This window comes from Shouchella shacheensis (assembly GCF_001484965.1).
Taxonomy (GTDB): domain Bacteria; phylum Bacillota; class Bacilli; order Bacillales; family Bacillaceae_D; genus Shouchella; species Shouchella shacheensis.
The window spans coordinates 19,262-31,841 of sequence record NZ_LLYY01000025.1; the positions used below are offsets into that span (position 1 = coordinate 19,262).

At 50.9% G+C, this 12,580-nt stretch carries 12 protein-coding genes; 2 read left to right on the forward strand and 10 right to left on the reverse strand.

What is annotated here, in order from left to right; all coding sequences use genetic code 11:
• Nucleotides 1-26 precede the first annotated feature (26 nt).
• The 5 genes from guaA to AVZ68_RS14905 form a co-directional block, all read right to left on the reverse strand.
• Nucleotides 27-1,577 carry a glutamine-hydrolyzing GMP synthase gene (guaA, locus tag AVZ68_RS14885; RefSeq protein WP_059105364.1) on the reverse strand — a complete coding sequence of 517 codons (1,551 nt, stop codon included), beginning with the start codon at nt 1,575-1,577 and terminating at the stop codon, nt 27-29.
• A 196-nt stretch (nt 1,578-1,773) separates the two neighbouring features.
• Nucleotides 1,774-3,966, reverse strand: a complete 2,193-nt coding sequence (locus AVZ68_RS14890) for a DUF4129 domain-containing transglutaminase family protein (RefSeq protein WP_059105365.1) — start codon at nt 3,964-3,966, stop codon at nt 1,774-1,776.
• The gene (locus AVZ68_RS14895; protein WP_180316714.1) at nt 3,959-5,008 is read right to left on the reverse strand and encodes a DUF58 domain-containing protein; all 1,050 of its coding nucleotides are present in this window, start codon (nt 5,006-5,008) and stop codon (nt 3,959-3,961) included. The genes AVZ68_RS14890 and AVZ68_RS14895 overlap by 8 nt, the downstream gene beginning before the upstream one ends.
• 77 nt (nt 5,009-5,085) lie before the next feature.
• Complete coding sequence (locus tag AVZ68_RS14900; RefSeq protein WP_059105367.1) at nt 5,086-6,039, reverse strand: AAA family ATPase; 954 nt, start codon at nt 6,037-6,039, stop codon at nt 5,086-5,088.
• An 84-nt stretch (nt 6,040-6,123) separates the two neighbouring features.
• The gene (locus AVZ68_RS14905) at nt 6,124-6,687 is read right to left on the reverse strand and encodes a thioredoxin family protein (protein ID WP_245628153.1); all 564 of its coding nucleotides are present in this window, start codon (nt 6,685-6,687) and stop codon (nt 6,124-6,126) included.
• 135 nt (nt 6,688-6,822) lie between these two features.
• On the opposite strand from AVZ68_RS14905, the gene AVZ68_RS14910 reads away from it, so the two are divergent.
• Nucleotides 6,823-7,767, forward strand: a complete 945-nt coding sequence (locus AVZ68_RS14910) for a metallophosphoesterase (RefSeq protein ID WP_059105368.1) — start codon at nt 6,823-6,825, stop codon at nt 7,765-7,767.
• On the opposite strand, the gene AVZ68_RS14915 is transcribed toward AVZ68_RS14910, so the two are convergent.
• A complete protein-coding gene (locus AVZ68_RS14915) occupies nt 7,745-8,344 on the reverse strand; it encodes a YdcF family protein (RefSeq protein WP_180316715.1) in 600 nt (199 codons plus the stop codon). The genes AVZ68_RS14910 and AVZ68_RS14915 overlap by 23 nt on opposite strands.
• Before the next feature lie 147 nt (nt 8,345-8,491).
• Between AVZ68_RS14915 and AVZ68_RS20940 the strand changes: the two genes are divergently transcribed.
• Nucleotides 8,492-8,764 carry a hypothetical protein gene (locus tag AVZ68_RS20940; protein WP_082676663.1) on the forward strand — a complete coding sequence of 91 codons (273 nt, stop codon included), beginning with the start codon at nt 8,492-8,494 and terminating at the stop codon, nt 8,762-8,764.
• 174 nt (nt 8,765-8,938) lie between these two features.
• On the opposite strand, the gene AVZ68_RS14925 is transcribed toward AVZ68_RS20940, so the two are convergent.
• The 4 genes from AVZ68_RS14925 to AVZ68_RS14940 all read right to left on the reverse strand — a co-directional run bounded on the left by AVZ68_RS14925 (nt 8,939) and on the right by AVZ68_RS14940 (nt 12,398).
• A complete protein-coding gene (locus AVZ68_RS14925; RefSeq protein ID WP_059105371.1) occupies nt 8,939-9,250 on the reverse strand; it encodes a hypothetical protein in 312 nt (103 codons plus the stop codon).
• 68 nt (nt 9,251-9,318) lie between these two features.
• The gene (locus tag AVZ68_RS14930; RefSeq protein WP_059105372.1) at nt 9,319-11,334 is read right to left on the reverse strand and encodes a penicillin-binding transpeptidase domain-containing protein; all 2,016 of its coding nucleotides are present in this window, start codon (nt 11,332-11,334) and stop codon (nt 9,319-9,321) included.
• A 135-nt stretch (nt 11,335-11,469) separates the two neighbouring features.
• Nucleotides 11,470-12,042, reverse strand: coding sequence for a nitroreductase family protein (locus tag AVZ68_RS14935; RefSeq protein ID WP_059105404.1), 573 nt, complete (start codon nt 12,040-12,042; stop codon nt 11,470-11,472).
• 140 nt (nt 12,043-12,182) lie between these two features.
• Complete coding sequence (locus tag AVZ68_RS14940) at nt 12,183-12,398, reverse strand: hypothetical protein (protein ID WP_157404680.1); 216 nt, start codon at nt 12,396-12,398, stop codon at nt 12,183-12,185.
• Between the last annotated feature and the right edge of the window lie 182 nt (nt 12,399-12,580).

Sequence of the window (12,580 nt, forward strand, 5' to 3'; positions counted from 1 at the left end):
AGGCGTTGTCACTTCAACTAATGTCATTATTCCCATTCAATCGTCGCAGGCGGCTTGCTCGTGACGTCATACACAATTCGGTTCACGTGCGCCACTTCGTTGACGATTCGTGTGGAGATGATCTCGAGCACATCCCACGGGATGCGCGCCCAGTCGCTTGTCATGCCGTCAATAGAGGTCACGGCACGGATGCCGACGGTGTAATCGTATGTGCGGGCATCGCCCATCACACCGACGCTACGCATGTCCGGAAGAGCGGTGAAGTACTGCCAGATCTCGCGTTCGAGTCCTGCTTTTTTGATTTCTTCCCGCAGGATGTGGTCGGACTCACGCACGATTTCTAGCTTCTCATCCGTGATTTCTCCAAGGACACGAATGCCAAGGCCTGGTCCTGGGAACGGCTGTCGCCAGACGAGTTCCTCGGCGATGCCAAGCTCGGTTCCAAGCGCTCGGACTTCGTCTTTGAACAGTGCATTAAGCGGCTCAATGAGTTCGAAGCTCATGTCCTCGGGCAGCCCACCAACGTTGTGGTGAGACTTGATCGTTTGCGCTGTGTCCGTGCCGCTCTCGATGATATCGGTGTAGAGCGTTCCTTGCGCAAGGAAGTCCATCTTCTTATCTTTCAGTTTCGCTGCTTCTTCATCAAAGACATAGATAAATTCGTTCCCAATAATTTTACGCTTTTGTTCGGGATCGCTCACACCCTCAAGCTTGCCAAGGAAACGATCTTGCGCATCGATTTTCACAACGTTCATCTGGAAGCCTTCGCCAAACGTCGCCATGACGCTCTCCGCTTCCCCTTTTCGCAGAAGGCCGTGGTCGATGAACATGCATGTGAGCTGATCGCCAATTGCTTTATGAATCAGTACGGCGACAACCGAAGAGTCCACACCGCCACTCAAAGCGCAAAGAACATGTCGGTCGCCCACCTGCTCGCGAATTTTGGCGATTTCCTCCTCAATGAAGTTCTCCATCGACCATTCACCTTTGGCACCGCAAATGGAGAAGGCGAAGTTCTTTAGCAAGTCATTTCCGAATTCCGAGTGGCGAACTTCTGGGTGGAACTGAACACCGTACAGCCCGCGAGACTCATCACTCATCGCCGCTACGGGACAAGAAGGGTTGGAGCCATCGACCACGAACCCTTCTGGCGGAGCAACAATTTTGTCTCCATGACTCATCCACACCGATTGTTCAATCGGCAAGCCTCGAAAGAGCTTGGACTGATTCTCAACAGTCAGCAGCGCTTTTCCGTACTCACGATGCGACGCGGCCTCTACTTTTCCACCGAAATGGTGCGTCATCAGCTGAACGCCGTAGCAAATGCCGAGGATTGGGATGTCCAAATCGAAAATCGCTGGGTCACACCCTGGGGCCCCCTCGACGTAGGCGCTGTTAGGTCCACCTGAGAAGATAATGCCAATTGGGTTCATTTGTTTGATCTCTTCAGCCGTAATCCTGTGAGAGTGTAGCTCACTGTACACGCCCAGATCGCGGATGCGACGAGTGATCAGCTGGTTGTATTGACCGCCAAAATCGAGCACGATAATCGTCTCGTGTTGTAACTGCTGCTCCATGTAAAGACCATCCTTTTTTCTTTTATTTGCCTCTATCAAACAAACGGCTACAAGAATACGGAAAGCATCCGCACCCCTGTAGCCGGATTGAATCAATGATCCGGTCGCGCGAATCCCGTCCCTAGCAAGGATTCGCCAAACACGACAAACTATACGCTCTATACGATCCTCATTTTAGCAAGTCGATGTAGGCCGGTCAAGAATTGATTTGGTTCAACATTTTTTGCCAGACGTCCTTGTACCTGTTCCAATCAACCGCTTCTTTCTTCCGCCCATAAAGGAACTTCTCGTACAGAGCCGTTAATTCCTCCATTTGAGCACTCCCAAGGGATTCGTCCACGTTCCGAGCATATTCCCCAAGCGTTTGAGTAGCGGCTCGCTTGTAGCCATGCAGCCGGAGCAGCCAGAGAAGATGCTCGTAGGCTTTAATAAAAGTATCCGGTCTTTCTCTGTTTCGAAAACGGAGCCCTACATAGGCACGCGCTAACGGTTTGCGGAAGATATAGAGGAGCAGGAGCCCAACCACCAGGACGAGGAATGATACCCCATGACCAATTGAAAAAGGAGAGGTTGTCTCCGCTGCATCCTCAGTCCCACTTTCGCTTTCAGGTGCTTCTTCTGACTCTTCGGCTTCAGGTTCGCTTGGCGCTTCGGGTTCTTCCGGCTCTGGAATCTGCGCATCCGGCTCATCCGTTTCAAGCGAAGGTTCTTCAAAATCCACCGTGCTTGTAAACCCTTTTGTTGGTTCAAAGGGAACCCAGCCTGCCCCCTCAAAGTAGACCTCAACCCACGAATGGGCGTTATTGTTCGTGATTAAATACTGCTCCAATTCACCATCTGCACTTGTGAGCTCTTCACTGCTTCCTTCCGTGAACCCTTTCACCCAGCGCGTCGGGACATCCAGCGTCCGAAGCATAACCGCCATCGAGGTCGAGAAATTGTCGCAATACCCGCGCCTGGTCTCAAATAGAAACTGATCAACATAATCTTCACCCTCTGCCGGTACCGGCACATCGGTGGTTTCGTATTCAAACTCAGGACCTGAGAAAAAGCGTTCAATTGCCTTGGCCATATCATAAGGATTGTCCGCATCGGCCTCTTCAACGATCTCCTCCGCAAGCTCATGCACGCGCTCAGGCAGTTCGTCTGGAAGCTGAAGAAATTCAGCAAGGTAATCTGCATTGTTGTCGTATCCTTCCAATTCGCGAAGCTCCTCCACGTTATAGCTTGGGTGATAAAACTCAAGCTCATACCCGTCCAGAATGGGGCCGTCGCCCTCGGTTTGTAGAAACGCCTGGTCGGTATAAGGATCAAGCAGAACTGGATCATCCCCAATCGTATCCGATAGCAGTTCCCCTGGATAAAAGACTCGGGTGGAGGTCTGAGGCGATTCATTCACGAAACGCACGCTTGCCTCTTGCTCCTCTAGCTCTACTCCCGATCGATCCATGCTTGCATTTAAGGGCGGGGTCACTTTTTCACTGTCTTGGGGCCATTGGTCCCAGCCTGTTCCTGTATAGAGATTCTTCGTCTCGCCCTTCCAGTAGTGTCCCTCCTCTACTTCCGCCACAAACACAGGGCTGTCATCCTGCACAAATCCTCCCCCGAGGTTTGAATCATCAACACTGTAGCCAATCCGCTGCGCATTTGGGTTGGTCCCCGCACTAAAACCAAAGGCGGACTGGAGGTAGGGAATCGGGTCCGGCCACTGTGGCTCTGGCTTCGGCATCGCAAAGGCGACTGATCCGGCAAATGCCGCACAGAGAAGAAGCAGCGCGAACATTCGTGTTAAAAAACCAAAAGACGCGAACGTTGCTCCGTTTTGCTCCGCTCGTTTGATGAACGTGAGAATGCCTAATAAAAAGAGCCCAATTAGAAATGTTCGAATGATTGACCATGTCCCGTCATAAGTCGTGAAGGTATCAATGGTTCCTATATAAATGAGACTTAGTAAGAGAAAGAAGAGAATCCGCCTAGCGTAGACAATCCAGTAAAATAAAAGATAGCTTAAAATCGCCAACAACACTAAGAAAAGAAAGCTACGGTGCATCTCCGTTAATTCGGTAAAATTCCCCGCCAGCATCAAAAACAAATTGTAAAAAAGATCATCAAGGAAATACGAGAACCACGACTGCACCGTATCATTCGTTGGAATCAGCCAGTAGAGCGTTCCCACAACGACGAGCCCCCGTAATAAAAAGCCAACGATAAGGGGCGATTGAAGAGCGGTTAGGATAAAAAAAAGCGCCGTTGCTACAATAAAAAACTCGATCGAGGCTGTATCCGTAACATATGGGACTGGATACAGCCATTCAAGCAGTAGTAGAAAACCGAGTGCATATAAAAAGAAATCGCGAAAGAAACGAACCTTCTTCTTGGTTTTACGCATGGATTCCCCCTCCTCTACTGCTCGGAACATACAAGGTCGCGCCAACTTGGCTCATTTGATGTCGCTCTACCTGCGAAGGCTCCTTTGCGCTGTAAACAACGACTTGCGTGCGCTTGCTTGCCAGTGTGCGACAGAGATCGTATACCGCAGTGCTCAGCACAGGCGTGACAAGAAACACAATGCCGCCATGAATGGTGCTGGCTACCGCTGGCGGCAGCCCTGGTTCCCCTGTTGCTTGCTCAACCTCTGCCAGCGCCCTGAGCGTTCGCTTCCACGTGATGGTTTCCACTGAACGTTCATGCCACTGGCGATGGTGAATCAACAAATCGAGGGGAATGCCCCCTTTCACAAGAGTGGCGGCAATCGAGGCCGTCTGACTCATTGCTGTCTCAAACTCATGCTCCGAGCTGTCCGTAGGCATGTTGATCACAACGACTCTATCGCTTTGGTCCGTCTCGAACTCTTTGGTCATCAACCCAAGCCCTCCCGCCGAGCGTTTCCAATCAATGCTCGTCGGGCGATCCCCAGGCGCATACGAGCGAAGACCGGCAATGGAGTGAGCTTCCTGCTCTTTTTTCGAACGTTTGGCAAGCTGAGACGAAGCAAAGGTAGAAGGTAGATTGTTAAGAAAAGAATAATTTGGATAAGCAAACACCTGGCTTTCACAGCGCAGCTTTCGCCTCAGGCGGTATAGCCCGAATAAGTCATGTCCGTACACATGAATCTGACGAAAGGAATGCCCGCCCCTCTTTAGCACCTGAGCCTCGTACGTGTACGAGTATGTTTTCGCAAACGAAAAAAAGAAGAACCTCCCTTCGTTTGTACCTTCTACCTTTGCAGGGAGACGATCAAAAACTTCATAATAGAAAAACGGAACAAGCCTTGGCTTGGAAAGCGTCACCGTTACTTGAACGTGATCTCCAGAGGAAAGTTCTGCTGTTGATACATGTCGCTGAGCTTCAAGCCCGATCATTGAAAGCAGAGCCAGAAACGAAGAGACAAGCAACATCATCACAACGGCGTAAAAAAGAAACCAGCTCACGAACCCACCTTGAAACATAGCGAAGGAGAAGGTAGTCGACAATATCATTGCGGTGACAAGCCAACGAAAGAGCTGTATCACGCCAACCCTTTTCGAACGACAGGAACGTGAATATGGGTAAGAATATCATCGAGGACTTGCACGGGATCTGCATCAGACATCAGTGAATCGTTTCCAAGGCGTATGCGGTGAGGCAGAACAGAGGGAGCGACCTCTTTAATGTCGTCAGGCTTCACATAATCCCTCCCCGACACAAACGCATATGCCTGAGCCACGCGCATAAGAGCAATGGCGGCCCGAGGGCTCGCCCCAAGCTCAATGTCACGGCTTGTTCTCGTCGCATGAATGATATGCAGCAAATACGTTTTCACATGCTGATCGACAAAAACGGCGCGCACCATTCTTTGCAGCTCCACGACCTCTTCTGGCTGGACCACTGCCTCTATTTGATCGATCGGATGACTCTGTTCGACGCGCGTGAGAAGCTCAAATTCTTGTTCTAGTGTCGGATATCCCATTTCAATTTTAATTAGAAAGCGATCGAGCTGAGCTTCAGGGAGCGGAAAGGTCCCTGCGTACTCCACTGGGTTCTGGGTAGCCATGACAAAAAAAGGCTGCTCGAGCTTCATCGTCCGCCCATCAATAGTGACATTCCCTTCCGCTAACGCTTCAAGTAGCGCAGACTGTGTTTTTGGAGAGGTGCGGTTAATTTCATCAGCGAGAACCACATTCGCCATGACCGGGCCCTCCCTGAACTGAAATTCCTGCAGCTTTTGATTGTAAATGGATACGCCTGTCACGTCCGAGGGAAGCAAATCCGGCGTGAATTGAATTCGTTTAAACGAGCCGCCTATCGTCTTCGCCATTGCTCTCACAAACATGGTCTTCCCAACGCCAGGAACATCTTCAAGCAAGACATGGCCCCCCGCCAATAACGCCACCAGGCTTAATTTAATTTCTTGCTCTTTGCCAATGACGACTCTTTCGACATTTTCTATTATTTGGTTCAATTTTTCCATACGCTGCTGCATTTTTGACCACCTTCCTTCGGCCCCTAATCAACATCCTGCCCTGATTGTATCATTGAATCGGGTTCACTGAGGATTACAGTTCATTTACGTTAAGCGTTTCATGACCTCCAGCAGATCGGCCTGAATTTCTGTACGAATGGATTCGTCTTGAAACAACGTTCTGGCCTTTGGCAAAAAGTCCACTTTAAACGCTTCTTCATAGCCGTCTGTATCTTTCTCCGGTAACCCTTCTTTCAGCTCTGTTATTTTCTGCTCCACAAACGCTGCGCGCGGTCCCCACTTGCCGATTTCTTTGCCGTCTTTATTCATGAAAACAAAAATCGGAATCGAGCGAGCCCGCCCGTTGGTTAAGTATTGATCCATCAGTTCGAGATTCTCATCCCGGTTTAAATACCGCACCTCAATGAGCGCAAGATCTGCGAATTTCATGAGAATCGGAACATTCACCATCGCATCTCCGCACCAATCGGCGGTCAGGACAACTACCTGAATGCCCTTCCCTTGAAGCTCGGTAAGTGCTTGGTGGGTCGCTTCATCTATCGTCAAGTCGTTGTATATCTTGAACAGTTCCTCTTGATTGACGTTCATTTGTTCCGCATAGGCTTGCTTGGTCAGTCCTTGTTGAAACCATTCCTTTAACGTCCTCACGTGCGTCCACTCCTTTTATAAAATCCTATCATGATTGTTTGCATCCGAGCAAAGCATTGCCTACCTGAGCGACCGTGGGTTCGCATAATTTTCGGTTTGTTACAGATACTAGAAAAAAAAGAAGGAGGGGTGGCCGTGAAACCAAGGAAGGCACGAACGCTAATACTCATCTTATTCGTCTCCCTTAGCGCATTTATCGGGCCCACTGAGCACTCGCTCGCGAAAAGCAATAAGCCTTTTACCATGGCTTGGATGTCTGATACACAGTACTACTCCGAAAGCTACCCCTACATTTTCGATCAAATGACGCAGTGGCTCGTGGATAATCAGCAAAAGGAAAACATTAAATACGCCTTTCATACCGGTGACATTGTCGATAAGATGAATGATGATTTTCAATGGACACAGGCCGACCTTGCTCTCAACCGGCTGGATGAGGCCAAATTTCCTTACGGCGTGCTTGCCGGCAATCATGACGTTGGCCATGACAAAGAGGATTACTCAACATTCGGTTCGCTTTTTGGTGATAAGCGCTTCGCAGAGGCTCCCCATTACAAAGGTTCCTTTGAGAACAACCGCGCTCACTATGATCAAATGTCCATTGGCGGGCACAAATTTTTGATGCTTTACATTGGTTGGGGCTTAAATGATGAGGTTCTGCATTGGGCGCAGACCGTGCTTGATGCCCATCCGAAGCATGCGGTGATTCTCAGCACTCATCGATACTTGCAAGAAGACGGAAAACGCTCCGACGATGGCGAGAAGCTCTTTCGCGAGCTCGTCGTTCCTTACCCTGGCGTCCAACTTGTTCTCAGCGGCCATTTCCACGGCACAAGCCAGCGATTTGATAAGCTTGATGATGACGAAGACGGTGTCAATGAGCGAACGGTTGTACAAATTTTGTCCGACTACCAAGGGTATCGCGATGGCGGCAATGGGTTTATGCGTTTGTTCACCTTTCAACCCAAATCACAGTCTGTCATGATTCGTACGTACTCTCCCTATACAGGGGAAGACGCTGTAAGGGATGAACATTTTAGCAAGGCTCCGTCTTCATTCAGCTTTCCGATGTCTTTCTAAGGCATGGGAGGCTTTTTTGCAAATAATAATAGGCGATCGCTGCGTATTCTCGAATCCAGGCAATAGATCGAATTTCCCTCGGCGTCGAGGCTGGCATTCCCACAACGTCCAGGCCGTAATCCTGCGCTAAGGAGCTCGCTCGATAAAGGTGAAAAGAGTTCGTAACGATCACTCCCCTGGCGGAAGGGTCTTTAAGCTGTCGTTTAGAAAAAGCCACGTTCTCCCTTGTCGATGTCGAGCAACCCTCCACGACGAGACGCCCAGCGGCTATTCCTTCAGCGATCAATCCATTTCGAATCGCCTCTGCCTCGGCTATTGGTTCGTCGCTTCCTTGGCCACCTGAACAAACGATCGTTGCTTCTTTATGCTTGAGCGCTAAGCTTGCGGCCGTTTTGATCCGCTCCTGGAGCGCAAGGGATGGACCTTTTTCGTTCACTTTCGCTCCGAGTACGAGGATATAGTCTACTTCGTCGATTTCCTTTTCTTTCGCTTGCGCCACTATTTTCCAACTCACAGTTGCTATATACGCTGCCGCAACCACTAGTCCTGCTCTTGCCAACCCTTTCATCCTTCCCATCTCCTCGTACCCCCTTTTCCTCATTATCTCTCGCTTTTTATTTTCTCACAACACTAACCCCTCTTCTCGCCCAAATTTCCTGCTCCTTTCACCTTTTATTTCTTGTACCCATATCTTGTAGTAGACCAGAAAGGTGGTGCATGATACATGGACTATTACGGAGGAGGTTATCAACAATCGTATGGCTGCTGCCCACCGCCGTCCTGCGGTGGATATAGCGGATATGGCGGATATGGCTATGGAGCTGGTGGCTACGGACCTGGATCTGGCGGGTACGGACCAGGACCCGGCTACGGCGCTGGGCACGGCGGATTTGGCGGCGCAGGTGCTGCCATCGCACTCGTTGTTGTACTATTTATCTTAATCATCATCATTGGAGGAGCAGGATTCTGGGGCGGCGGCAAAGGCGGATTTTATTAAAACGGTTAAGGATTAACGAAAAGGACAGCTCCATTCGAGCTGTCCTTTTGTCTAGCTGCGGCGGGTAGGAGCTTCGAGATTTTTCGCCCTGACAACGTAATCCAAAACCAGGATTCCTTTTGTCAGACCTCCAAAATTCTCGCTCCTCACCAACCCGCCTTCGCTTTTCAGTTATTAGTAGTAATAGGGATAGCCGCCGGCATACGGAGGAGGATACGAACTTCCACCGCCATACCCACCGTAGCTCCCGTAGCCGCCCGCGCCATAACCAGCTCCGTAGCCTCCGTAACCACCTTGGGCGCCATAGCCACCAAACAGCAGCGGGGCAACAAGGGATCCTCCTAAGCCGCCGATGAAGCCACCGAGTACTGGGCTTGCAAAACCGCCGCCATGCCCGTAAGGCGGTCTTCCGCCCCAGCCGTAGCTATGGGGTCTTCGCTGATGAGGATAACCGTAATAGCCTTGCTCTCTCCTATAAGGTTGCAAGTTGTTCCCTCCTAAGACTGTGATTCCACATCGTATGCACCCATATGGCGGGCTGTGCGGGGAAGCAATCAGTCTGAGAAGTGGTCCGCAAACAGACGATCCATTTTCTCCACGACGTAGCCGCTGCCACCATGATCTTCAACGTTCTCGCTCATCAACGTCATAAGTAGCTCAGGCTCCTCGTTGTTATAAGCGACGATCCAACCAAGTTCTGCGCCGCCTTCTTCCCCTTGGGTGTCAGACAGTTCCGCAGTTCCCGTCTTGGCAGCCACGGATAGACCGCCCTGCTGCATCGCACTCGCCGTGCCAAGCTGATCTTCCACCGTCTGTGTCAGCGCGTCGTCAATTAGGGAGGCGTGCTCCGCCGACATCGCTTCAAGCCAGGTCTCCCCTGTCTCCTCTTCTTGTTCCAGCACCGGCGTTATGATGTTCCCTTCGTTCACTAGGGAGGTGTACATGGTCGTTAAATGAACAGGACTTACAAGCATCGCTCCCTGCCCGTATCCTGTGTCCGCTAGCTGAATTTCACTTGAAAACCCATCTTCGCCTGTAAGCTGAGAAGCAGGCACTGGGTACGTGTACGGCAGTGATTCGCCAAACCCAAAACGCTCCGACTGCTCCTCCATAACCTCCTCGCCCATGTCAAGCGCTGCCCGAGCAAAGTAAATGTTATCGGAGTAGACAAGCGCTCGCTCCAAATCCACCGGTGAACCATGATCACTTACACGTCTCACTTCATAGTCACCCCAGTCCGAACCCTCCGGCTGCCAGCCGAGGCCGTCAACATCAAGCGTATCGGCTGGATCAATCGTTCCCGTCTCAAGCCCGTAGGCGGCCGTCATCGCTTTAATTGTAGAACCAGGCGAATAGCGGCTCGAGAAGCGATTTAGAAACGGAGCCCCCTCGTCATCCTCGAGCTCTTCTCGCTCTTCTGCTGAAAGGCCGAGCGAGACCTGATTTGGATCATACGCTGGCGCACTGACAAGCGCGAGCGTCTCTCCGGTGAGTGGGTTCATAGCGACCCCTGTCCCTGGCTCTTCATCAAGCTCGTTGTACATGTCCTCTTGCAAACCGGCGTCAATCGTTAGATGAACGTCCTCCCCGTCTACGGGTTCCGTTTCAGCAACCGTTTCCTTCCGTTCGCCCTCCTCGCCAGTCGTAAAAATCTCGGCTCCGCCTTCTCCGCGTAGCCGCTCTTCAAGAACAGCCTCAAGGCCCGTCTGCCCAAGCACATCGCCTTGACTGTAGCCCTCATCGGCTAATTCCTCAAGCTGCTCCGCATTGATCGGACGAATATAGCCGACAAGGTGAGCCGCCGCTTCTCCAACAGGATACACGCGCCCGTCCACCTCTTGATAACTTGCCCCTGGGATCTCTTCGTTTAACTCATCCGCCCAGTCCATTTCAGAAGTGGATACCGTATGCATGGCAACAAAATGCTCGGGCTGAACCCAGTCCTGCTCAAGCTGACCACGGATGGATTCTTCTGTCAGCCCGGTCTCCTCGGCAAAAGCTTCAATCGCTTCCTCCTCGTCCTCCATCTCTCCGGGAACAAAGCCGACCTCCAGCACGCGCCCGTTCTCCGCCAGCGCCTCTCCGTTCACATCCAAAATTTCCCCGCGCTCAGGGGCGGAGGTGGTTACTCGCACCGAATCTCCCTCCTCCAGTTGCGGGAAGATAAGTTGGGGCTTCCAATCCACTCGCCACTCATCCTCTTCACTCCGCACCATGGGTAAGCTTTCTTCGAAGGCCACTTCCCCTGCAATCGTATCCATAGACACCGATACCGGGATCATTTCCTCGTCTTCTCCGTCAAATTCTTCCGGGAGCGTCGCCTCAAGCGCCAATTCCTCTACTTGCGCCGCGTCGTAGATGGTTTCATGGCGCTCTACAAATGCGTCCTCATCGATCTCTGCCTGTACCTCGGGGGACAGAGCCCCGTACATCGCAGCGAAGTCTTGACTTTCCCAGTTCTCCAAATAAGCATTCAGCGGCTCTTCCGGGGTTTCCGCTGAACAAGCGGCGAGAGCTAAAGCGATCCCGCTAAATGATGCTATGTATCTCGCTTTCTTTGCTCGTTTCATAGATGGTTGCTCCTTTCTCGCTCTTTTCTTTTAACCTTAGCATAATTTCCTAGGTTTTTAGAAGTATAGAAGCGCAGAAGTCAACAAAAAAACCGACGGCAGAAGCGCATTCCACCGTCGATTCGTTTGCCATTTTCACTTGTTCTCAATGACCGTAAGCTTGTCCTTAATGGACGTTCGTTCCTTTGCCTCAGGAACGAATTCAGCGTAGCCAATCATGAGCGTGGCAATAATTTTTTCCCCGGCCTTCACGCCAATCGCCTCTCTGAAAACAGGGCTATAGATCCAGTCGTTCGTACGCCAGATCATGCCAATCCCTCGGGCCCAGGCAGCAAGCTGGATGTTTTGAATCATGGCACTCGCTGCACCGTAGTCCTCATCCCAGGTTTTTTGGCGGGGGTCTTCAGGCATGACGACGACGAGATGCAGCGGAATTTGGCGAAAGTACGCCGCCTTTTTTTCAGCCTTTGGCGGGATCTCTCCCTCCTTCGCTCCCTGGGACTGGAGGTAGGCATTGATAAATTGCTCCTTGCCTTCTCCGCTAAAAAGCAAAAAGCGCCACGGTTCGGTTAGTTTATGATTAGGTGCCCATTTGGCCACCTCTAGAATGTCGATCATTTCTTGGATAGCCACTGACTTGCTTTGAAATTTCTTGATTGAACGTCGTCCAGTAATCAAAGCATCGATCAGGCTTGCTTTATCACTCATTATGATCACCCTTATCGGAAAACTCTTTGCTTCTAGATTACCGGATTTCCGAACCAGGTGCAAGGAATGATTCTCATTTTCAATTAATAGAGAGTAGCGGGTGGAGAGGCCCTCCATCACCGCTCTCCCCCTGACCGGTTTTATTCAAAGTCCCGCTCTTTTCTGCTTACGATGCGCCGTAATTTGGAGAGAAACATAAGCACAAGTGAAACCATAACGCCGAGGAGAAAGGCAACTATGAGCACGAGCGCAGACGGCAGGCCTCCAGGCGTATACCAGGAAACGAGAATGGTCACCATCACACCAAATAAACCAGCGAACACAGAAACGAAGAAAATTGGAAAGAATGTGCGCACCTTTAGCCCCCTAATCACCATTTCTTCTACGTATACTATTCCTTTTTCCTGCATTTCAAACCGCAAAACGTGAAAAAAGCAAACCGGCGAAGCCAAATATGGCCTCATGAGCATGGGACACGGGGCAAAAACACCCAATTAAAAAGCTGGAACCGGTGAAGAAACATTTATCCGCGCATTTA

What these genes read in the sequence shown, in the direction of transcription:
- AVZ68_RS14935 (WP_059105404.1), bottom strand. Translation starts at nt 12,042, where the DNA reads ATGAGTGATAAAGCAAGCCTGATCGATGCTTTGATTACTGGACGACGT.
- AVZ68_RS20940 (WP_082676663.1), top strand. Translation starts at nt 8,492, where the DNA reads ATGGACTATTACGGAGGAGGTTATCAACAATCGTATGGCTGCTGCCCA.
- AVZ68_RS14915 (WP_180316715.1), bottom strand. Translation starts at nt 8,344, where the DNA reads ATGGGAAGGATGAAAGGGTTGGCAAGAGCAGGACTAGTGGTTGCGGCA.
- AVZ68_RS14930 (WP_059105372.1), bottom strand. Translation starts at nt 11,334, where the DNA reads ATGAAACGAGCAAAGAAAGCGAGATACATAGCATCATTTAGCGGGATC.
- AVZ68_RS14890 (WP_059105365.1), bottom strand. Translation starts at nt 3,966, where the DNA reads ATGCGTAAAACCAAGAAGAAGGTTCGTTTCTTTCGCGATTTCTTTTTA.
- guaA (WP_059105364.1), bottom strand. Translation starts at nt 1,577, where the DNA reads ATGGAGCAGCAGTTACAACACGAGACGATTATCGTGCTCGATTTTGGC.
- AVZ68_RS14900 (WP_059105367.1), bottom strand. Translation starts at nt 6,039, where the DNA reads ATGCAGCAGCGTATGGAAAAATTGAACCAAATAATAGAAAATGTCGAA.